We start from the raw sequence: 23,019 nt of genomic DNA on the forward strand, positions 1-23,019 counted from the left end.
TTCTTTTGACGAGAAACTGGATTAAATTTGTATGCGAAAAGTATCAGAAATGCAGCACAACTTCAGAGCAATAAGCTTATCACACAAAAATGCACCCGTACAGATCCGTGAGGTAATTTCCTTAGATGAAGGTTCAATACATGCATTGCTGATAAAACTTAAAGATTTTTTCAGCCTGACAGATACTTTAATACTATCTACCTGTAACAGAACGGAAGTATATTACTCCCACGAATTAGACCTGAGTACCGAAATCATCAAATTGATTGGTTTGGAAAAAGGGATATCTAATGTGGTAGACTACCTTGAATACTTCAAAATCATCAATAACGATAGAGAATCTATTCAACATCTGTTTAAAGTCTCTATGGGATTGGAAGCTCAGGTGGTGGGAGATATGCAGATATCCAACCAAGTCAAAAGGGCTTATCAAATGTCCGCTGATTTAGACTTGGCCGGTCCATTCCTTCACAGGTTGATGCATACCGTTTTCTTCAGTAGCAAAAGAGTTGTTCAGGAAACAGCCTTTAGAGATGGCGCGGCATCCTTATCTTATGCAGCTGTAGAACTGATTGAAGAACTTACATCCAACACCTATCAACCAAGGATACTATTAATAGGTGTAGGTGAAATTGGTGAAGATGTGGCCAGAAATATGGTTCATATTCCGGATGCTAAAGTAATCATTACCAATCGGACTTTTGAAAAAGCGCAGGCACTGGCTGAAGAACTCGGTCATGAAGCCATGCCTTTCGAAAATTGCATGGAAGCAATGAATGATGCTGATGTGGTGGTTTCTTCCATTATGAAATCAGAACCATTTATCACCAAGACTTTGGTCAAATCCATGGAAATCCCAAGCTATAAGCTGTTTGTGGATTTGTCCGTACCAAGGAGCATAGAAACCACGATTGAGGATGTACCTGGCGTGATGCTGTACAATGTAGACAACATCAGAAGTAAAGCCACCGAAACTTTGGAAAGAAGGATGGCTGCAGTACCACAGGTAGAAAAAATCATTGAGGAAGCTATAGAAGAATTTTTTAATTGGAAAAAAGGTATGATGGTGTCCCCTACCATCAACAAACTCAAGAATGCACTTGAACAAATCAGGTTAGAAGAAATGGAAAGATTTCTCAAAAATGCTGATTCAGAGCAAGTGGCAGTTATTGACAGGATTACCAAAAGCATGATGCAAAAAATCCTTAAAGTACCTGTTGTGCAATTGAGGGCGGCATGCCTGAGAGATGATGCGGATCAAATGATCGACATTATTTCAGATTTGTTCGATTTGGAAAAGGTTAGTGAGAAAAAGGATTAAGAAATTCCACTTTCTACATTGAATTCCAGTACTATTCCCTTTTATTTACCTCTTCAAATACCTAAAGATGAGTTCAAAATTAATTTTGGGAGTACTTGCTACTGCTATTGCCTTTCAATTCAACCAATCTTCTGCCTATTCTCAGACCTATGAGGTCTATGATCAAAATCTAAACCTCAAATCCAGAGTGGAATATGACCATATCAGGATATTGGGTGAATCTGTCAGAATCAGCAATACCAACAATCAAATCAAATTACTGAGCAGGGAATATAAGCCATTTATCAACCTAAATGCTGAATCTATTCATGCCTATGACCAACCTTGGATCATTACTCAAGGTAAAAAAGGAAAGGGTGCTTTTCATGAATACGGTGAAGAAATATTGCCTGCAGAATACGATAACATCCAGACTTTTTTCACCAGACTTCTAGCCAACAAGGGAAAGCAGTATTGGCTTTATGATCACTCCACTCGAGAAATGAGTGCCATCGGGACTTTTGACGAAGCAATTCTCGCCATGAACGGTCAAGTGATTGCCAAAACAGCACAGGGGTACTTTCTTCCGCTTTCAGAAGATCCCGACCATTTGTATGATGAAGTAAAAGAAATCAACCAAAATTATCTGATTGCCAAAGAAGCCACTGGATATGGTTTGATCAATAGAGAAGGGAATTATGTATTGAGACCTGTTATTGATCACTTGGTTTACTTAGAGGATGATCATTTTTATGCCTATGATGGCAATCAATATATGTTGATAAAAGGGAGAGAAGGCAAAGCTGACATCAGTTACTCCTCTTATCACAAAATCACCAATGAAGATGGAGTGTTGCTCGAGTACATTCATGGCAAACTTCGTAGAGTGATGAAAAACGATGGGATACTTCTCGATCAAGTAGGGATGGAAAAAGTCCTATCGGTAGGGGAAAAACATTATAACGTATTTTTAAGGGACAATACCATTGGGCTTCTTGGACCAAAGGGCTGGGAAGTAAAACCAGTTGGAGGGGTTGAAAAAATCTTACCTGGACGTGAAGGCATGTATCCTGCCATGAAAGATGGCAAATTAGGTTATGTAGACGCATTGGGTAAATGGGCCATAGAACCAAAATTTGAGGATGCCCAAAAGTTCAATGAAGGCTTTGCTGCCGTAAAATCAGGCAATCAGTGGGGTTTTATCAACAGAAATGGAGAATGGATTGCAAGTCCGCAGTTTGACCAAGGAGGAGAATTCAAAAGAGGATTGGCCATGGTCAGGTTATCCGGCAAACAAAACTTAATTGACAGAAGTGGAAACCTATTATTGTCAGAAGGTTATCAAAGAATATCTCTTGGGGCAGACAACTATTTCATCACCGAAGAAGACAATGCATTTGGCCTGATAGCCCCAGATGGAAAAGAAATCGTAGCACCAAAATTCCAAGAACTCAGAAGAGAAGACCTGAATAAAATACTGGTAAGATTTGGAGATAAGTATGGGATTTTGGATGAAAACGGAGATTACTTGCTCCCTCTGTACTACAAGAGTATAGTTTTTGATTCCGGTGCAAATCAAATCTTGGCGGAAGACTTTTACCAATTCGAACCTGAAGCAATAGCTGACATCAAATCAGAATCCAACGGAAAGAAAAAACGGGGAAGTTGATTATTCTTACGCTGAACACATAATTCCAAACTCTATGAATCCAAAAGCTTACTTCATTTTGATGTTTACGTTATTGGTTTCATCAGGTCTTATGGCCCAGAAACAAGATTACGATGAATCCTTAGCAAATTCCCTAGGAGGAGATGAATTTGGTATGCGCACCTATGTAATGGCCATCTTACTCAGTGGAGACCGGGTGGCTGATTATAGTCAGGTAGAACGTCAAGAAATACAAAAAGGGCATATGGCCAACATAAGCCAATTGAGTGAAGAAGGCACCCTTATACTGGCAGGGCCATTTATAGCAGGAGACGAAAAAAGAGGGATTTTTATTTTTGCAGTGGATAGCTTGGAAGAAGCTGAGAAATTGACCCAGCGAGATCCCGCTGTGAAGGCAGGGGTGCTTAAGATGCAATTGATCCAATGGTATGGTTCAGCGGCCTTGATGCAGGTTCCCGAAATCCATCAGAAAATCCAAAAAATTGATTTTTAAGGTAAACTGACTCAATAACACTAAGACGGTCCAATGACCACAATTAAGGCTTCATTTTTCAGTTCTAAACCGCCCTTCGTTTGTACAAAAAGCTTGATTGAGAAGTCGATTTCTCAATCAAGCTTTTTTCACTTCATTGTAGCTATTACCTCCCACAAATATCTTTGTAGGGACAGTATTGACACTTTTCGACCACCTCAGTTTGGATAAAAGGAACAGTGGAATCAAACAATTCTGCCAACAAACCACTTAGCCCCACTTCAAAATCTTCTTGAACTTCAAGGTAATTTTCAAATTCAGCTTTGTCAAGCTTCAAAAATGGCGAAAAATTCTCTCCGAAAATTTCCTTGACATTGAATAGCCCTGGTTTTAGTGGTTTTACATTATTTGGGTTTTCATATTGGTATAAGTACGCGTAGAGCAATGTCTGCAACCCTGCCTTGTTCCTGCTTTTATCTTCTCTATCAAAGAGTGATGTGATACTGGTGATGCTTCTTTTGTCCTTTCCTGTCTTGTAATCCAGCAATCTCACGACACCGTTTTGCTCGTCCATTCTATCAATGAGGCCAAAAAGACCTATTTGGTGTAAGTCTCCATCTACAAGAACCGGAATAGTAGCGTGATGCTCTTTTTCCAATCCCAAAATACTGATATCTCCAGAAGCTGCGTCATATTGCACTATAGCTTCGATGTAATTGATAAAAATCTCCCTGACGATATGCATCTGACCTGTCAATTCAATTTTTTCATGCTTTTCCTTTCCATAAAAATCAAGGATTGCTTCATCTACCATCAGGGGAATCTGAGGCTTGATACGCTCCAGTTCATGCGGACTGATGCGTCTGAAAGTTTCCCCCTCAGGGACTTGGTATAGAAATTCAATGGCCTTATGGAGAATACTCCCAAAAACGCCGGCATCTATTTCAGAAGCCACTTCTTCTTTTTCTTTTAGACCTGCCACATACCTGAAATAAAACCGCAACGAACAGTCCAAATAGGAGTTGATGGCAGAGGCTGAAAGTTTCTTCCTGTGATCAATAGCTTGTCCATTTACCGAATACCCCCTGAGCACCTGCATTACAGCAGGTGACTTATCAATGACTATTTCCCTTCCCGGAGTCAAAGTAGCATCAAGCATCACAATGTTTGGTTTATCCAGCCCCAACTCTACCCTCATTTGTTGCAAAAACCTAGACATCTCCCCTGCTTTCCCTTGATTGGCCGCGGTACTGTAGATCAGGTGCACTTCTTCGGCTTTGTGTAGCAACCTATAGAAGGTGTAGGCATAGATGGCGTCATTCTGCTCTTGAACAGGAAGTCTAAAAGCCCTCCTCAGATTGAAAGGTATCATCGAATTGATGCCACCTCCTGGAGGAAAACTGCCTTCATTGACATCACAGATAATCACCCTCTTGAAATCAAGATTCCTCGACTCCAATACTCCCATCACCTGAAGCCCCTCCAGCGGTTCTCCTTCAAATGGCAACCTGACTTCTCTAAAAAGTTGCCTGAAGAGTTTGATGAAAAAATCAGTGTTCAGATCGGATATCCTATTGGAAGCAAAATTCTCTTTCATCCTGCTGAGCAGTTTGAATGCTTGAAAAAGATAGCTACTCTGAATCGGATCTTCTTTGAGCTGTTCGGCCAAAGCTTTCATCAGATCACCCAGGTAATCAAACAAGGTAGACGAGTCCGCCTTTCTGAAAATCAACCCAAAAATCTCCCCCCCACTTTGCAGGTCATTGGCAGGTATTTCCAAACTGTTTTTTTGGGCTATATCTTTTTTTAAGCTGGTTATAAATGCTTTATTTGCGTCAATCAAATATGGAAAAGAAAATAGATCCAAAACCTGTTTGTGATAAAAATGAACTACATTTTCCCTGATTTTGATATAGCGCTGTAGGTCCAAAACAGCATCCAAAAAAGCATATACTGGCGCATTGCGGATAGGATATCCCATGGTCACATTGAGTTTGGAAATACTCTCCGGCATGGCATAAAGAACAGGAAACAACAATTGTTCATCGGGTAAAATGACCACTGTCTCTTCCAACGCTTCTGTATCAGAAACCTTTTTTAAAATACTCCCCACCAAATTGGCTTGGTTGTTTTTGAGCGGGACTGCATAGGTCGAAATCACCTTTGATTTTTCAGCAATCCTCTCTGGAATTTCTTCTGGAAAAGTAGGGCCAAGAATCTTGTCTTTTTTGTAGTCCCTAAAAAACAATCCCGATTCCTGTCGGAGGTCATTGAGGTAATACCGGTCAATATCCCAGAAAACTTCTGCCCCGAATTCTTTGACAAAGTGTTTGACCAATAATTCCTCTGTGTAAGTAAATGCATTAAAGCCCACAAAAATGTGGTGTTTTTCAGGTTTCTTGACTTCATCAAGTTTGGATATGACTTTCCTATACACCTTCCCTGTGTATGCCATTCCAAGCACATCAAGCTGGGCATTAAATTTCTCATACAAATCACCTAGAATCTGCCAGAATCTCAGAAACTTCTCTTTTTCCTCAGCCTTCTGTGCCCTAAAGGATTTCCAAAACTGAGATATTAATTCTACCTGTTCCTTGCTCAGGTAACTCAAGTCAGCTTCAAAAGATTTGATTTCTGAAAGGTTCTGATAAAGCGTTTTGGCATCTGCCATAAACTGGTCCAAATCATTGAAATCCTTCAAGATCAACTCTCCCCAAAAATAGAAGCGATCAAAATCTTCTGGTTCGGGCTGAAGTTGCTTATAGATTTCATACAACTCAAAAACCAAACTGAGATCATCAGATGCACCTTGGCCAGCCAATCCTGAAAACAGCTGCTCAACCGTTTTCACTTCAGGCATCCAAATTGGTTCATCTATCAAGGTCCCCAAATGCCTCAAAAAAAACAATCCCGCCCTTCTATTAGGAAGAATCACCACTATTTCTTTCAGGTCTTTGCCCGAATGTAAAATTTGGGCTGCGGTATCTTTCAAAAAACTATCCATACACTTCTATGATTTCTGTGGGTTCCAAATAACAAATAAATCCTTTGACCTCTCTGCCTGTAATTCCTCTAATCAAAGCCATATACTCCCTGACCTGAATAAGGTGAGATTCTTTTTTCTCTCCAGTCTTAAAATCCAAGACAATGACCTCTTGCTCATTGAGTAAAATACGATCAGGTCTTCTCTGACCACCTCCGGGCAAAATAATCCCTTGCTCTGCAAAAGACTGATAAGCATCTGAATACCAAACCTGGAGTTTTGGGTGGGAAAACAAATCGGTCAACTGTTGCGCTACTTCAGCTCCAACTTCAGCGTCAAACCTACCTTCAAATTCATACTGTTTGAGCTTATTGACTGCATCCTCCAAGGTATTAGATTGCTCCAAAATCTCATGCACCAAGACACCTATCTTCCTTTGGGACCTATCCTGAAGGCCAGCCTGTCCAAAATCCCAGGCATACTCCTTGGTCTTCAACTTACTTTTCCAATCAGAGACAGCCCAGTTTAATTCATGCATTGGGGCTTTGGATCTCGATTCCCTCTGGACCACTGCAGGCCAGGCTCCATATTCAAATACTTTGCTCTCTTCATTCCATTCAGCACCTGAATCATAGAAGTCTCTCAATACCTCAGAAGAAAACAAATCATATAAAACACCCCCTGTAGAAGCTGTACTCACTATGGAATCTTTATTGACTTTATAGTCCGCATGGCCCCAAAACATCTCCTCTGCCCTGGTAAAAGCCACATAAAGCATATTGAGTGTGTCCAAATATGCCAACTTGACTTCTTGGGTATACAACTCGGAAAATGCCGTATTCAATAAATCTTTCTGATGGGTAATAGGCATAACAGCCTTCAATTGTTCCTCTTGCCATTCCGACCACAAAACCGGCGCTTTTTGACCTGTGGGCAGGATTGTCCAATTCAAAAATGGCATGATGACTACTTTAAACTGTAGCCCCTTAGACTTATGAATAGTCAAAATCCTCATGGCATCATGATCTTCAGGTATTTTTACTGTCTGTTTGTTTTTATTCAACTCCCACCAATCCAAAAAACCTGACAGGTCAGCCCTGTTCTTTTTGACAAAATCAAAAATAGACTCCTTAAAGCCAGAAATATAGGCCAAATCTGTACCCACATCTGTCAATTGCAGAAACTGAATCAAAGACTCGATCAATTCCAGCAAAGGTTGCTTCATCCATTCATCCAGTAAAGCTTCCAGTACCGTCTGCTTGGCTTGCAAATCCTTGGGCAAGCTATACAGGTCGAATAGTTCATGCGAGTATGGCAAACCCTGAAAAAGTGCATAATAATAGTAACAGGTCTTCAACGCTACTATATCTTCTCTATTGCGGAGGTATTTGAGGAGTGAAATCAGTGCCTTCACAGCCGCAGACTTTTCCAAAAACAAGGATTCCTCTGACAGCACATCATAGGCGTATCCATTATCAGGATGCTCTCTGGCATAGTCCATCATTGTATCGGCAATCAAGGCTCCTTCCTGATTTTTGCGTACCAAAAAAGCAATATCTTTTAAAGCATAGCCTTTGTTTTGAAGCTGTTCAACCAAACCCGGCAACTTATCCAAAACACCCTCCTCCTCGATTTCCTCCTCTACTTCTTCTCCGCTCCTTTTTGACTCCTTTTCTTCAAACTCCAGGTGGACAAATCCTTGAAACGGCAATAATCTTTTTTTCTCCGGTACCTTCTGCTGCACTTCATTAAAGGCGAAAGCAAGCAATTCTTCTGCATCAACAAGATGATCCTGAGCCATGACATCCTGCAAGAATCCCGGCAATCCTCTAAACAAGGTATTGTTGAAATCTATCACATTTGGCAGGCTCCTGTAGTTCACGTCAAGATTTTTGACAACTGTCATTTTGTCCCCGATCTGACCCTCTACCTCTTTCAGCAAAAGCTCCAGTTTGCCACCCCTCCATCGATAAATTGATTGTTTGACATCGCCTACCAATAAATTGGTGTTGCCGGAGGCAAGTGAATTGACCAAAAGTGGCTTAAAACTAGACCACTGAAAATCAGAAGTATCCTGAAACTCATCTATCAAAAAATGCTTGTACTGATTCCCTATTTTTTCATAGATAAAAGGAGCTTCATTGTCTTTGGTGATCTCTTTCAAAAAATCGTTGACGTCTGAGATGAGCAAGATGCCCTCTTCATCCTTCAAGTCTCTCAATTCCAAAATTAGGTTTCGGAAAACACCATAGACATTTAAGTTCCTCAGTAAAGTATCAAGGGTATTCCACCTGTTCCTTAAAATGATACTCTGATGGATCAATTCTCTCAGACCGGACTCCGCAGCTGAAATTATATCACTTTTTCGTTTTGAAGTTTTGGTATGCCAATCATCATTTCTGTCAATCTTGGGAAGTTGCTTTTCCGTGAAAAATGGAAAAGGATCATCAGCAAACCCTAACTTATCTAACCTAATTACAAAATTTGAATTCCCTCGTCCACCGGAAAAATCAGCCCAGTCTAAGCCAAACTGCATCCTGATATCATTGGCGGTTTTATTCATTTCCTTAGCTAATTGAACCAATTCTGACCTTTGCTGAAAAACATAAGCTTTCAGTCTTCTAATAAGATCATCCTGTTCAATGGTAGCCTGAAATATTTCCCGGTGGGCTTTGAATTTTTCCTGAAAAATCTCCCTGCCCAAACCTTTGATCCCGATGCGGATGTCCCAAGAACTTCCTTTTTGGATTTGTTCCTTGGCATAATCTACCAGCCAGTTCTTCAGGTTATCATCTTCAGACACTTTTTCCACAACCCTATCTACCAACCTATCTAAAACAGCATCCTGATCCAATTCAACGTCAAACTTGGCCTGCAGGTCCATTTCCCTTGCAAATGCACGGATAACTTTTTGGAAAAAAGAATCGATCGTGCTGACAGAAAAATCCCCATAGGAATGGAGTATGTCCAATAAGGTGTTATGGGCCTTTTCTTTCAATCCATCTTCATCAATGGCCAGGTGCTTCATCAGCTCCTTGTCAAGGAATTCATCCGGCCTGACCTCAACTGACAAACGCTCTAAAAATTCTAAAATCCGAGCCTTCATCTCTTGGGTGGCCTTATTGGTAAAGGTCACCGCCAAAATCTGTTTGAATGCTCCTGGATATTTTAAGGCTAATTTAAGATACTCCAAGGTAAGGGTGTAAGTCTTTCCCGAACCTGCTGAAGATTTGTAAATGATAAAAGGCTTGATGCTGTCCATAGGCAAAAGTGAATAAGAACAAATCAAAGACTTTTGCCCCTGAATAAAAAATCAATGACGCAAATTGTCAAAGTAAAATCCTCCTAAAATTCCCAACGTAAGGCAACACCTGTGGCATTGAATTGAACGTGCTCTAGAATTTTAGGAAGTTCTTGGGCATGTTGGTTGTGGATAAAAAATTTGATCAAGTCAAAACTCATCAAAAAAGCCCCTTGCAACATGATGGATTGACCGAATCCACGGAGCTCGGGATTATCCAGGCGTTGTCCCCTTTCATGGAGCCATAGGCCTCCTGCCACATAAGCAATGTCCAAACCTGCATTGAACAAGAGCACTTTCTCAATCTGCTGCTGAGCTTTTTGCGTTTCCCAAAAATCACTGCTTGGCTCTTCCTTGACAGCACTGTAATATCCCAGCCCGGCAATGATCAGGTTGACAGAATTCCAATACACATTCATTTGATGAAAAGCTTTGGTCTGTCCGCTTGTCCTCCCTGCCATGATGCCACCCCAAGCCATATTGCCTATTGCCCAGCCACCAAGGATTTTCATTCCTGATTTGTTGTAATCTATTCTTTCCTGATTGAACTGTTTAAAACCCTCACTTTCAAATTGGGCATAAGTATTTAAAGGGTTGAGCATTAAAAGCAGGGAAATGAGAAAAAGTATAGAAAAGGTATTTTTCATATCGATAAGTTTATCAAATCAACCTTGAAATAAGAAGGATTGTTGGGTGTTACTATTACAATTTATGTATATCCGCAACGACACCAGAGATAAATTGACAGTCACAAGAAGATTAATTTTGCCACTCACTTAATAGCGCAAGGGTTAGATCTTCGATTTACCCAGTCATTGTTAGGTCAGGAAAGCCCCAAAACCACTCAAGTCTACACCTATGTAACCACTAAGGGATTTGATCAGATTAAAAGCCCTTTGGATAATCTGGATATTTAAAAAATATCTTTAGTTTTATAGTAAATCTTTCCCCAATTATAGAAGAAAGCATACCCTTTAGGGGTTATTTCCTCAATGATAGAAGAAAGCGAAACGTTGCATGCAAGGCTAAAAGACCGAGTTACTCAGAAATAACCTGATTATAAAACTTGAAAAAACGAATAGAATATATTGGCTCATTGATTAAAGGTTGGAGCAAGAAAAAATTAGTTTTTGCCAACCCGCTTCTGCCCTTCGGGACAGTTTGGGAAGCCAACGCACATTGCACACATTTGCAAATCGCACAAGCCGACCCTCAAGCCAAAATTTGCAAAAGAGTGCAATTTTTACCAACGCTCAAAATGAAGATTATATGGGCTTAAATACTGCACACGAAGGATATGAATATCAAGATTTATTAACTGCCTACTTCATTCTAGGTTGGATTCTTGAAGATGAAGAAAGTACTTTCTATATTGATAAAAAAGAATTTGATTCAGATAGATTTGATGATTTAACAATTATAAACAATAAAGGATTATTTAAAAGACAGATAAAGTATAGTAGCTCAGAGAGTAATCATTCTTTTAAAAAAGAGGACTTATCAACAGATGGTTCATACAATTTAGCTATTGATGAATTATTTAATTCATGGAACAACCATCCTGATAAGAGTATCCTTGACATTAGGCTTTGTTTAGCATGGAATGAACCTAAAGATGAATTGTTAAATATTCTGGATATTCAGAATAAGCAAAAAACTTTCATAAACCACGATACTACTCTATACAGAGTAAACGTAGAAAAACTATGGCCAAAAAACAATAAGCCGATTGAAAAGTGGAGAAGATTTAGAACCAAATCTAATGGTATTCAGCGAGATGAATTCGTAAAGTTTTGTGAAGCCTTTACAATAGAAATAGATTTTCCTAAATTTAGTTTAAGTATTTATGAACCTGGTCAATTGGAAAAAATTATATTAGACCAAGTTGACCGCTTAGGTATTGGTATTTTCCCAAATAATAAAAAAAGCAAAGAGGAATTTATTCTTTCACTTTCTGCTCTTATTAGGAAATCTCGTAGCAAGGGACTTCCGATTACAACAAAAGAAATATTTAAGCAATTCGAAATTATTACTGATTTTGGTTCAATAGAGCAAAATTTCCCAATTGATGAACGTAAAAATATCCTAACAAAAGAGAATGTTACTTCAATCCTTAGGTTAGTTAATTCAGATAAAAGAATAATTTTAAAGGGAGAGCCAGGAAGTGGAAAGTCATGGTTTGTAAACAATTTAATAAGTGAATTAAATAGTAACAATATTAATACTGTAAAGCATTATTGCTATACAGACCTCCAAGATAAATTTCAAAAAGAACGAATAAAGACCGATGTCTTTTACGGAAATATAATCTCTGAAATCCTTAATCTCTATCCAGAATTAAAGGAGAAAAAACGGCACAGATATGCAAGTAGTTTATCTGAATTAAATATACTTATTGAAAATATAACTGAACCAACGGTTTTAATAATAGATGGACTAGACCATATTCAGAGAGTTTTTAATTACAGACCTTATAATGATTTAAGCATAAGTGAAATTGATATCATCAATGAGATTAATAAAATAAATATATCAGACAATTTATCAATTCTTGTAGCATCACAGCCTATAAAAGAATTGGGTGATATTCATAACTATACTCAGATATCAATACCTAATTGGGATATAGACGATGTAAAAGCTTTAATGTCCAAACTCCACCTTGATGATGAGGAATTTGACGATAAACATATATCAGAACTATTGCTAGAAAAAAGCTCTAGTAATCCCCTATACTTAACCTACTTAATTGAAGAAATTAAATGCTTACCTCAAATAAATGTAGATGTTTTTAATTCGCTTCCATATTATTCTTACAATCTAAAAGAATACTATAGTTATATATTGGCAAAACAAAACCTAAATAATGATGTCCCATTTGCTTTATCTGCGGTAAATTTTAGTCTTACGAAACAAGAGTTGAAGGAAATAACAGAATTAGGGGTATATGTAGATGAAACATTAGATTTATTAAAACCTGTTTTGAAACAAAACACATCTTCAAAAGGCTATATCATTTATCATGAGAGTTTTAGAAGATTTATATTAGAAGAATTAAAATCAAATGAAGTAGTAGAAAAAAGAATATTCCGCCCTGTAATAGATTGGTTTGATAGGTTGGATTTTTACTGTTATCCTAAAGCGTATCGGTATTATTTACAAGTGTTAACAGATGGAGGTTATTATGAAAAAGTGTTAGAATTTGTTTCAAAAGACTTCATTAAAAAATGTGTTTGCTCGGGGCATCCTTGGGATATAATTAAAAATAATTATTACTTCTTTTCAATAGCTTGTGTAGAGGCAAAAGATGTAGAAAAAGTAATAATCCTGAATGAAATAAATAAAACGCTAGCAGGTACAGAAGATTCATTTGAGGAAGCCTTTTTGTATTATATTGATGCATTTGGGTATAAAAATGGATATAAAGCAGTTTCAGAATATTTATTGTTTGAGAGTAAACCTACTTTAACAAAAAGACAAGGGTTGCAAGTTTGTTATTTAATTGACTCTAAAGGTGTTGTTGCTCCTTGGGAATACTATTCAGATTATTTTATATCTGGCAAGCCTATAAAATTAGACGATTTTAAATACTATTTAAGACTTCTCTTATATCAAAATAATTCAGAGAAATTAATTGATATAGCCAAAAAGATTAAAAAGAGAAAATTCACTGATTTTAAAGCTGTATTTATTAACGAGCTATCTTCTTTCAGACCTAAAACATTTGTTGATGAATTAATAAATAAACATGATATAATTAGAAAAGTATCTGCTATTGTTGGTAACAAAAAAAGAAAAAAAGAAAATCTTCAACTATTAGGAGAAGAAATTTTAAAGTTTGAAAGCATTTTCGATAATGAAGTTCCTAAAATAAAATTCTTCTTTAAGCAAATAGAAAGTCAAATTCATGATAGTGAGTCAATTGCAGTTGTGATTGATGTTTTTAAATCAAATAATTGGTTCTATAATTGGCTGATTTATTTCATAAAAATTAAACAATTCAGGGTTTCAAAAACAGCTGATTCATTGGAACTTAGAAGTGCTTTTGATTTTCTTGCATATAATGTAGAGCCTTTTCAAGGTAAACCTAGAACTTGTGATTTATATTCTTTGCATGATTTTATTTATGAATCACTAAATGAAGGATTATCTTTTATAAAAGAAAAAGAAGATTGGGTTTATATATTAAAGGTACTCGATAGAGTTAGTATTAAAACAACAACATATCTTCAAAACTCACCAGGAGGGCCAATTGCAACTAATAATTTCTTTAAACTCCTCGTTGATAATATAAATGTAAACAATTCCACTTCTGTTATTGAATTATTGGTTGGACAATATGAACGAAATAAAGATGGGCAATTTCACGCATTTCTTTCTGAATATTGCTTTCAACTAGTAAAAGCATACGCTTTTGTTAATGACTCAGAGAAAATCGACCTATACTTCAATCAAGGTGTTGAATATGTTCTAGGGTATACATGGCGTAGGGATTTAACTCTTGAAGATTTGACCGAAAGTATTGTTGGTTTAAGTACGATAAACAATTCTTTAGGGAATGAATATATTTTAAAGCTGAAAGAATTAGTTGATTCAGTGGTTCAGCATACCGATGGAAAAGATACAAAGCATTTTCCTGTAGAATGGTTTGAGAAATTTTATCAAATCAATCCTAAATATGCTTCTCTCTATTTACTTCATGAATTAGTAGGAACAAGATGTGATTGGCGGTTAGAATCTTCCTTGAAACATTTAATTACAAATCCAGATGTTCAGATTAATGATTTGACTAAATGCTTTTTAAATCAAACAATGCTAGTTGAATCAGATGATGTATTTCTGATGGATTCTATTAAATTGTTTGAGAAGTTAAAATTGCCAATAGCAAAAAATACTTTAGCAGCTTCAATTAATGCAAGGTTGTCAATAAAGCAGAACTCAGAACGTTCAAAGGATTTCCAAAATGAGATTAAAAAATACGCGAATGATTTAAAGCTGCCAAATTCTTTTGTTACTTCAAATACAATTGCTTCAAGTAGGAAATCTATAAGCATTGACCCAATTGTGAAAATTAAAAGAGAATGTGTTAATAGAAAAGAATTTTCTGACATGTCTCTTTCTGAACTTTCTATTTATTTAAATGATAATCCAATTCTTGAAAAAGAGGTTCAATCATTAATTTATGTGTTTGATAGTTATCAAGTTCTTACTCCAGAAAGTAAAGATTTAATTGAGCATCTTGTAAGGAAGAATGAAGACTATCATGACGAAAGAAAAATTAATATAACTCCAATTTTTGATTCTAATTCTGAACTATCTGTGTTTTTCTGGATAACACGGTTTGTTTATCAAAGAGATGGATGGTTTAAAAGTTTGTCAAATTTAGGTGCTTTCCAAACAGCATATAAACTTAACCCCAATAAAAGCATTGATTTTTTATTTGAGTTATTAGCTTCAAATTTAAATCTAGGCTATAAACGTGTTTTTTCCGCAAATTTATTTAATGCTCTTACAAGTGTTGGTTATAATACATCACTTCTTGAGAAATCTTGGCTCTCAATGTATGAAATAATTGAGTACAGATTGCCTTCAAGAGAAACATATGATTGGGATAAGGTCCTTACTAATGACTTAAATATGGATATTGATGAAATTCATATTTGTTTGCTGTTTTGTCGGTTTAAATCTTATACAGTTCAAAAGTACCATATTGTTTTATCAAGTATTTCGATTTTATTATTTGAAGATTCTCAAAAGTTGATAAAACCAATAAAATGGTTTCTTTTAAATCATGAATACTTTAAAAAATCTATAATTCTAGCTATACTGCAATTATTAGTTCTTTTTGAAGAGACAACTAAGGGATACCTTAAAAACTTTGAATCCGAATTAAAATCAATATATCCTACTTATTATTTTCTAATTGATAGTTTAATTTCAAATGTATTTCATTTTAAGACTAAGTCTGTAGTAAAAGCCAAAGATGATTTAATATACCCCATTTCTACTGATGAATGCAATTGGTTTGAAGGACTGAATAAGAGACATGATACTCTAAAAAGAGCTGGGATTGATACTGAAAATATTTTTGGAAAGTTTAAAGCCACTTTTCAACGGAAGTATAGTGAGTATTTAGAAATCTATGGCAATCGCATGAGCGAAAGAATGGTTAGTAATATATATTTCTCGGACTATTTACTCGAACTTTTTAATACTGAATGCTATGAAAAGCTTAATTCATATACCAATACACAAGATGTATTTGAAAGTTTAAAAATTGATATTAAGTCCATAATTGCTCAACAGCTTTCCATAGATATTAGACCTGATAGTTTAAAACGTGCGTCAAATTATGAGAAATATGCAGCATTCAATGAAGATATATATATTGATAAAAACGGATGGGTAAGAATTGCACACTTCGAACATGAATTGATTAAAAAGGAACATTATAAGCTAACCGATAGAAAGATTTTTGGAGGTGTAGTTTTTAATGAAGGAGAATCAATGGATTTCCCATATTCAGCATATAGATTAGAAATGGATTTATTGTGGAATGAAAACTATGTTGATTTTCCAACAGAGAAGACTCCAATATTTTCGTTTATTCAAAATCAATTTCAATTTGAGTATTTTAAGATTCTGTGGTTAAATCCATCAATTATGGAAGTTCTTGAACTTCGTTTAGGCGATTTTAGGGATGGCTTGATAGCTTACAATTCTAAAGATGAAGTAATTCTAAAATTAAAAACTTGGCAGACAGAATTTGTTGGCTCTATTGTAAATATTCAAGGAGAAATACCAAAACTTGATGGTTCTGAACTGGTAATGAGAGAAGATTACTTTAAAAAACTATGTGATATTTATAATGAAAAACCAAAATACTCTATATCAAGGACATTTTAAACATCCCACACAGCCAAGCACATTTGCAATTGCACAAGCCGACACGCATTCAAAAATTGCAAAAGAGCTTGTTTGTTTGCCATTGCTTTTTTGCCGACCCTAAAAACTAATTTTTTCGGGAACAGCAGTACTTCGATTGAGCGGATTGATGATTGTAAAGTACTGATAATTAGCTGATAATGATTAAAGCTCAGCATACAACACGGTATATAAAACATTTGGCGAATAGTGCTAATTTTAAGGCTGTTACATTTAATAAAAATTGTAGCGGTTTGACAGGTTTGCTCTACGAAATGCCAAACGTTTCATATACCAAACCGTTGGCCCCAAGCAAAAAAACGATAGTGCGGGTATTAACCTTCTTAATCTATGCAATAATTGCGGAGAAAGATTCTTTTGCGGAGAATAAGCAGTATATTTGTCGCACAAATTGCGGAGAATGAATATTTATATACACGAAAAAGAAAACTGGACTGACTTCACTTGGGACAATAAAAAAGTGATGATAAAACTTGGTGAAGTTAGAAATCTACAAGGAAGACTATTCGGTAAAATGGAATCGCTTGGTTTCGATTTACAAAATGAAGCGGTATTAAACACCCTTACTTTGGATGTTATTAAGTCTTCAGAAATTGAAGGTGAATTTTTAGATATTGAACAAGTGCGTTCTTCAATTGCACGTCGGTTGGGAATTGACATTGCAGGAGCAGTGGAGTCGGAACGTCGCATTGACGGGATAGTTGAAATGATGCTTGACGCTACTCAAAGATATGATGTGCCTTTGAGCAAAGACAGATTATTTGGTTGGCATGCAGCACTGTTCCCTTCAGGATGGAGCAATCTATATAAAATTACAGTTGCCGACTGGAGAAAAGATACGAGGGGTCCGATGCAAGTTGTGTCAGGTCCTATGGGAAAAGAAAAAAATCACTATCAAGCTCCAAGTTCAGACAGAATAGAACCAGAAATGAACAGATTCTTGGACTGGTTTGAAAACGAGCATGAAATAGATTTAGTTCTTAAGGCAGCTATTGCTCATTTGTGGTTCGTGACAATTCATCCATTCGACGACGGAAACGGAAGAATTACAAGAGCAATTACAGATATGACACTGGCACATTCTGACAAAAGTGTCAGGCGATTCTACAGTATGTCTGCACAAATTAGAGTTGAAAGGAAACAGTATTATGAAAAACTTGAAAAAACACAAAAAGGAAATTCAGACATTACAGAATGGATTTTATGGTTTTTGCAATGTTTAATAAATGCTATTGACTCCACCGAAGAAATTTTATCGAAAATACTTCACAAAGCAGAATTTTGGAAAAACCATTCTACCACGATTCTCAATGATAGACAGCTAAAAATAATAAATAGACTGCTTGATGGATTTGATGGGAAGTTGACGACATCGAAATGGGCGAAAATTAACAAGTGCTCACAGGATACTGCTCTTCGAGATATTCAAGATTTAATGAAGAAGGATATTTTACAAAAAGAAGCAAGCGGTGGAAGAAGCACAAATTACGAACTGAAAAATGCCAAGCAGTAACATTTTGAAAAACAGCTTAGGAAAAATAATATTCTTTATCGCACTCATGCCTGTATGCAAAAACATTCGTGGACAAGAGGTGAATGAAAATTATATGCTGTTTTCTCAATCAAATTATATTACATTGCCCAAACCGCCCCCCCTACTTCAACCTTTTTAAAAATAAATCCTGACCAAATTTTATTTTTCTAATGCATTTGCCTAAATTTGCGGTCTTGAATTAGAGGGAGGAATCATGAAATTCTTAAGAACGTATGATATCGACATCATCAAACTTAATGAAGGTAAGCATACTTTTGAGTTTAGTGTAGGTTATGAGTTCTTTAAATTCTACGATGCCACCGATTGGGTCAACGGAGCCAATCTCAAAGTAAGCGTGCATCTTCTAAAGACCGCATCACTTATGGAAGCTAATTTTGAAATCGTGGGTACTCTTGGATTGACATGTGACCGAAGCTTAGAAGACTTCGATTATGAGTTTGATCATAAGGAGTTTGTACTTTATAAGTATGGACCTATAGAACAAGAAATCAGCGAGGATGTATTGATGATCACAAGGGACACCCCAAGCATCAATGTCGCCCAACTGATATATGAATTTATACTTTTGGCTATCCCGGCCAAAAAAATTCATCCTGATTACCATGATGATGACGATGATGAATTTGATGAGAGCGAGGGAGAAGTAGTGTATGTGTCTGATGAAAGCAAGAGAGACATCGCCGACGAAGATCAAGCTCAAAATACAAAGCCTGTAGACCCGAGATGGGAAGTATTAAATAAATTAAAGAAAAAAGATTAATCTAAAATAGCATAGAGATGGCACATCCTAAACGCAAAATTTCGAAAACCAGAAGAGACAAAAGAAGAACTCACTATAAGTTGACAGCTCCTGGCTTGGCACAATGCCCAACTACCGGTGAATTCCACCTACCACATAGAGCATATTGGTTGGACGGTAAACTGTACTACAAAGGACAGGTTATCATGGAAAAAGAAGTTCTTGCTTAATTATTACACAAAAGGCCTTTTGATAAAATCCACCCTGATTTGTTTCAGGGTGGATTTTTTTGTTCATTAACCTCAGATTGCAGTTGATATACGCTTTATCAACCTGAGACAATCTGCCTTAAATACCAAAAAGCTTTGGTGAAAAAGGACATTTTAGATAATTTTGACGCCTTGGTTTGTCTGGAAATAAGCGTTTACATGACCGACCAACCTTAAAACACTAAATGCCAAACATTTAGACTTACACTTTCCGTTTGGCAACAAACCACTGATTAATGAAAAAAACAAGAGCAGTAATAACGGGTGTACATGGCTGGGTACCTGAGTATGTCTTGACCAACAGAGAACTGGAAACCATGGTCGATACCAATGACGAATGGATTACCACTAGGACAGGAATTAAAGAAAGAAGAATCCTAAAAGGAGAAAACCAAGGTACCTCCGTCATCGGAATCAACGCCGTCAAAGGATTACTGGAAAAAACGAATACCAAAGCCGAAGATATTGACTTGATCATCTGTGCGACTGTCACACCTGACATGCCATTTCCGGCTACGGCCAATATCATCGCGGATGGTGTAGGAGCCAAAAATAGTTTTAGTTTTGATATTTCAGCTGCCTGCTCTGGCTTTCTGTATGCCTTGACAATGGGCAGCCAATTCATAGAAACAGGAGCGCACAAAAAAGTAATCATAGTAGGAGCAGATAAAATGTCTTCTATCGTCGATTACACAGACAGGACTACCTGTATCATTTTTGGCGATGGAGGTGGTGCGGTCTTACTGGAGCCTACAGAGGAAGAAGTAGGAGTTATGGATTCTCTTCTTCACGCCGACGGTTCAGGTGCACCATTTTTGCATATGAAAGCCGGAGGTAGCCGTAAACCAGCGACTCCTGAGACAATTGCTGCCCGTGAGCACTATGCCTTTCAAGAAGGTTCTACTGTATTTAAGTTTGCAGTTACCAATATGGCAGAAGTCAGTGCACGAATAATGGAAAAGAATAACCTAAATTCGGATGAAATTGCCTGGTTGGTTCCTCATCAGGCTAACAAGCGAATTATTGATGCAACAGCCAACAGAATGGGAGTTGGGCCTGAGAGGGTAATGCTCAATATTGAAAAATACGGAAATACTACTGCAGGTACGCTTCCATTGTGCCTGTGGGATTACGAATCACAATTGAAAAAAGGAGACAATATCATTCTCGCTGCATTTGGTGGCGGATTTACTTGGGGTTCGATTTATCTCAAGTGGGGATATGACCCAAAATAAGCTTAATTTAAACAGATAAATATGGCAAGTACCGCAGATTTCAAAAATGGTTTATGTCTTGAGATGAACAATGACATATATACCATAGTAGAATTCCAGCATGTTAAGCCCGGCAAAGGGGCGGCTTTTGTAAGAACAAAGCTAAAAAGTCTGAATACTGGTAAAGTGTTGGACAGAACATTCACTGCAGGTGAGAAAGTCGTCACAGCGAGGGTGGAAAAAAGACCTCATCAATTTATTTATGCTGACGACATGGGTTACCATTTTATGGATTTGGATAACTTTGAACAGATACCAATTCAGGAAAAGCTTATAGAAAGAGCAAATCTCCTCAAAGAAGGTCAGACAGTAGACATCCTTGTACACGCTGAAACAGAGACACCTTTATCTGTGGAATTGCCTCCTTTTGTGGAACTTATGATTACCTACACTGAACCGGGAATCAAAGGGGACACTGCCACTAACGCAATGAAACCTGCTACTTTGGAGACTGGCGCAACTGTGATGGTGCCTCTTTTTGTTGAGCAGGACATCTTGATCAAGGTGGACACAAGAGACGGCTCTTACTCCGAAAGAGTAAAATAATTTTAATACCTGACGTGATTTGATTAAATTACATGGTATTCCTATTTCGAATCTAACCCAAACTTTAATCCCCCCAATGGGGTGATTTTTAACTCATTCAAAATTATGAAAGCAAAAGAAATACAGGATTTAATAGATTTTATTTCAAATTCCGGTTTAGCCGAAGTTAAAATCGAAACTGACGAGTTCAAACTTTCTATCAAAAAGCATTCTGAAGCACCTGCAAGGGTCGAGACTTCAGTAGCTCCGGCTCCGCAGGCCTCCACCCCATCTTCAAACCCAGCTCCAGCTGCACCGGCGGCCCCTGCAGAAGCAAAAGATGAAAGCTCTAAATATGTGGAAGTAAAGTCTCCAATGATCGGGACATTCTACAGGACCCCGAATCCAGACTCAGATGCTTTTGTAAATGTAGGCGACACGATAAGCAAAGGACAGACAGTTTGCATTATTGAAGCAATGAAGTTATTTAATGAGATCGAATCTGAAGTTTCAGGAAAGATCGTGAAGGTATTGGTTGAAAATTCCCAGCCGGTAGAATATGATCAACCACTATTCTTAGTAGATCCAGCAGGATAATTTTTGTTTCAACAAACCCAAATTACAGTGTTTAATAAAATATTAATTGCCAACCGTGGAGAAATTGCACTAAGAGTCATCAGGACCTGCAAAGAGATGGGTATCAAAACTGTGGCTGTTTACTCTACCGCTGACAAAGACAGTTTGCATGTGCGCTTTGCAGATGAAGCGGTATGTATCGGTGCACCTCCTAGCAAGGAATCCTACTTAAACATTCCCAGGATAATTGCTGCTGCAGAAATAACAAATGCTGACGCTATCCATCCTGGCTACGGTTTCCTTTCCGAAAATGCAGAATTTTCTAGAATCTGTGAAGAATATGGAATCAAATTCATAGGAGCGAGTCCTGACATGATCAATAGAATGGGAGATAAGGCTACGGCTAAGGCTACCATGAAAGAGGCCGGTGTCCCAACCATACCTGGATCTGAAGGATTGCTTGAATCAATAGAAGAAGGCATCAAAATAGCTACTGAAATGGGATATCCCGTAATCCTCAAAGCTACCGCAGGCGGTGGTGGCCGAGGAATGAGGATAGTACGTGAAGAAAGTGAATTCAAAAAAGCCTGGGATGATGCCCGTCAGGAATCGGGTGCAGCTTTTGGAAATGATGGCCTTTACCTTGAAAAATTTGTAGAGGAACCACGTCATATAGAAATTCAGATTGTAGGCGATAGCCGAGGCAAAGCATGTCATCTTTCAGAAAGAGACTGTTCTATTCAGAGAAGGCATCAAAAACTCGTAGAAGAAACTCCATCTCCTTTCATGACAGATGAATTAAGAGAGGCTATGGGAGCTGCAGCCATCAAAGGTGCTGAAGCTATAGGCTACGAAGGAGCCGGAACCATAGAGTTTTTGGTAGACAAACATAGGAATTTCTTCTTTATGGAAATGAATACCAGGATTCAGGTAGAACATCCCATTACTGAGGAAGTGACTGATTTTGATCTCATCAAAGAACAAATAAAAGTAGCAGCTGGTGAGCCTATTTCCGGGAAAAACTATTTCCCTAAGCTTTATGCTATGGAATGTAGGATCAATGCTGAAGATCCTGCCAATGGCTTCCGCCCAAGTCCAGGAAAAATACACAACCTGCATATGCCAGGTGGCCGTGGTGTAAGGGTAGACAGCCACGTCTACGCAGGATATGTTATCCCACCCAACTATGACTCAATGATTGCCAAACTTATCGTAAGTGGCCAATCCAGAGAAGAAGTGATCGTAAGAATGAAAAGGGCATTGGAGGAGTTTGTCATTGACGGTGTCAAAACTACCATTCCTTTCCACATAGCACTTTTGGAAGACCCAGAGTTCAAAGCTGGCAATTTCACTACCAAATTCTTGGAAACCTTCGATTTTTCGGTAATCAAAAAATAATATATCAGCAACA

14 protein-coding genes are annotated in these 23,019 nt (G+C 37.4%); 11 read left to right on the forward strand and 3 right to left on the reverse strand.

Translation table 11 applies throughout. The features are described from left to right. Window positions 1–49 precede the first annotated feature (49 nt). The 3 genes from hemA (at window position 50) to CLW00_RS09595 (ending at window position 3,462) form a co-directional block, all read left to right on the forward strand. Window positions 50–1,321: a glutamyl-tRNA reductase gene (hemA, locus tag CLW00_RS09585; protein WP_106133675.1), complete on the forward strand. Its 1,272-nt coding sequence runs from the start codon at window positions 50–52 to the stop codon at window positions 1,319–1,321. A gap of 67 nt (window positions 1,322–1,388) precedes the next feature. Continuing rightward, the gene (locus CLW00_RS09590) at window positions 1,389–2,969 is read left to right on the forward strand and encodes a WG repeat-containing protein (RefSeq protein WP_106133466.1); all 1,581 of its coding nucleotides are present in this window, start codon (window positions 1,389–1,391) and stop codon (window positions 2,967–2,969) included. A gap of 34 nt (window positions 2,970–3,003) precedes the next feature. Beyond that, window positions 3,004–3,462, forward strand: coding sequence for a YciI family protein (locus tag CLW00_RS09595; RefSeq protein WP_106133467.1), 459 nt, complete (start codon window positions 3,004–3,006; stop codon window positions 3,460–3,462). 145 nt (window positions 3,463–3,607) lie between these two features. Here CLW00_RS09595 and CLW00_RS09600 read toward each other — a convergent pair whose 3' ends face one another. The 3 genes from CLW00_RS09600 to CLW00_RS09610 form a co-directional block, all read right to left on the reverse strand. Continuing rightward, complete coding sequence (locus tag CLW00_RS09600) at window positions 3,608–6,445, reverse strand: PD-(D/E)XK nuclease family protein (protein ID WP_106133468.1); 2,838 nt, start codon at window positions 6,443–6,445, stop codon at window positions 3,608–3,610. Next, window positions 6,438–9,686: a UvrD-helicase domain-containing protein gene (locus CLW00_RS09605; RefSeq protein ID WP_106133469.1), complete on the reverse strand. Its 3,249-nt coding sequence runs from the start codon at window positions 9,684–9,686 to the stop codon at window positions 6,438–6,440. Before CLW00_RS09605 ends, CLW00_RS09600 begins: the two co-directional genes overlap by 8 nt. A gap of 83 nt (window positions 9,687–9,769) precedes the next feature. Continuing rightward, window positions 9,770–10,372: a DUF6992 family protein gene (locus tag CLW00_RS09610; RefSeq protein ID WP_106133470.1), complete on the reverse strand. Its 603-nt coding sequence runs from the start codon at window positions 10,370–10,372 to the stop codon at window positions 9,770–9,772. Between the two features lie 460 nt (window positions 10,373–10,832). On the opposite strand from CLW00_RS09610, the gene CLW00_RS09625 reads away from it, so the two are divergent. The 8 genes from CLW00_RS09625 to accC all read left to right on the forward strand — a co-directional run bounded on the left by CLW00_RS09625 (window position 10,833) and on the right by accC (window position 23,006). After that, window positions 10,833–16,631: an ATP-binding protein gene (locus tag CLW00_RS09625; protein WP_146131399.1), complete on the forward strand. Its 5,799-nt coding sequence runs from the start codon at window positions 10,833–10,835 to the stop codon at window positions 16,629–16,631. Between the two features lie 439 nt (window positions 16,632–17,070). After that, on the forward strand, window positions 17,071–18,183 hold the full coding sequence (locus CLW00_RS09640) for a Fic family protein (RefSeq protein ID WP_106133476.1): 1,113 nt from the start codon (window positions 17,071–17,073) through the stop codon (window positions 18,181–18,183). Window positions 18,184–18,418: 235 nt separating this feature from the next. Continuing rightward, the gene (locus tag CLW00_RS09645; protein WP_106133477.1) at window positions 18,419–18,985 is read left to right on the forward strand and encodes a YceD family protein; all 567 of its coding nucleotides are present in this window, start codon (window positions 18,419–18,421) and stop codon (window positions 18,983–18,985) included. 17 nt (window positions 18,986–19,002) lie between these two features. After that, complete coding sequence (gene rpmF, locus CLW00_RS09650) at window positions 19,003–19,194, forward strand: 50S ribosomal protein L32 (protein WP_106133478.1); 192 nt, start codon at window positions 19,003–19,005, stop codon at window positions 19,192–19,194. A gap of 275 nt (window positions 19,195–19,469) precedes the next feature. Beyond that, window positions 19,470–20,468, forward strand: a complete 999-nt coding sequence (locus tag CLW00_RS09655) for a beta-ketoacyl-ACP synthase III (protein ID WP_106133479.1) — start codon at window positions 19,470–19,472, stop codon at window positions 20,466–20,468. Between the two features lie 21 nt (window positions 20,469–20,489). Further along, window positions 20,490–21,053, forward strand: a complete 564-nt coding sequence (gene efp / locus CLW00_RS09660) for an elongation factor P (RefSeq protein WP_106133480.1) — start codon at window positions 20,490–20,492, stop codon at window positions 21,051–21,053. Window positions 21,054–21,158: 105 nt separating this feature from the next. Next, window positions 21,159–21,629, forward strand: a complete 471-nt coding sequence (gene accB, locus CLW00_RS09665; protein ID WP_106133481.1) for an acetyl-CoA carboxylase biotin carboxyl carrier protein — start codon at window positions 21,159–21,161, stop codon at window positions 21,627–21,629. Window positions 21,630–21,656: 27 nt separating this feature from the next. Further along, complete coding sequence (gene accC, locus CLW00_RS09670) at window positions 21,657–23,006, forward strand: acetyl-CoA carboxylase biotin carboxylase subunit (RefSeq protein ID WP_106133482.1); 1,350 nt, start codon at window positions 21,657–21,659, stop codon at window positions 23,004–23,006. Window positions 23,007–23,019: the final 13 nt, after the last annotated feature.

Source organism: Mongoliibacter ruber (assembly GCF_003003005.1).
GTDB classification, from domain to species: Bacteria; Bacteroidota; Bacteroidia; order Cytophagales; family Cyclobacteriaceae; genus Mongoliibacter; species Mongoliibacter ruber.

Coding starts and splice junctions, on each gene's coding strand:
- CLW00_RS09595 (WP_106133467.1), top strand. CDS start 3,004: ATGAATCCAAAAGCTTACTTCATTTTGATGTTTACGTTATTGGTTTCA.
- accB (WP_106133481.1), top strand. CDS start 21,159: ATGAAAGCAAAAGAAATACAGGATTTAATAGATTTTATTTCAAATTCC.
- efp (WP_106133480.1), top strand. CDS start 20,490: ATGGCAAGTACCGCAGATTTCAAAAATGGTTTATGTCTTGAGATGAAC.
- CLW00_RS09610 (WP_106133470.1), bottom strand. CDS start 10,372: ATGAAAAATACCTTTTCTATACTTTTTCTCATTTCCCTGCTTTTAATG.
- CLW00_RS09655 (WP_106133479.1), top strand. CDS start 19,470: ATGAAAAAAACAAGAGCAGTAATAACGGGTGTACATGGCTGGGTACCT.
- CLW00_RS09590 (WP_106133466.1), top strand. CDS start 1,389: ATGAGTTCAAAATTAATTTTGGGAGTACTTGCTACTGCTATTGCCTTT.
- hemA (WP_106133675.1), top strand. CDS start 50: ATGCAGCACAACTTCAGAGCAATAAGCTTATCACACAAAAATGCACCC.
- CLW00_RS09605 (WP_106133469.1), bottom strand. CDS start 9,686: ATGGACAGCATCAAGCCTTTTATCATTTACAAATCTTCAGCAGGTTCG.
- CLW00_RS09640 (WP_106133476.1), top strand. CDS start 17,071: ATGAATATTTATATACACGAAAAAGAAAACTGGACTGACTTCACTTGG.
- rpmF (WP_106133478.1), top strand. CDS start 19,003: ATGGCACATCCTAAACGCAAAATTTCGAAAACCAGAAGAGACAAAAGA.
- CLW00_RS09645 (WP_106133477.1), top strand. CDS start 18,419: ATGAAATTCTTAAGAACGTATGATATCGACATCATCAAACTTAATGAA.
- CLW00_RS09600 (WP_106133468.1), bottom strand. CDS start 6,445: ATGGATAGTTTTTTGAAAGATACCGCAGCCCAAATTTTACATTCGGGC.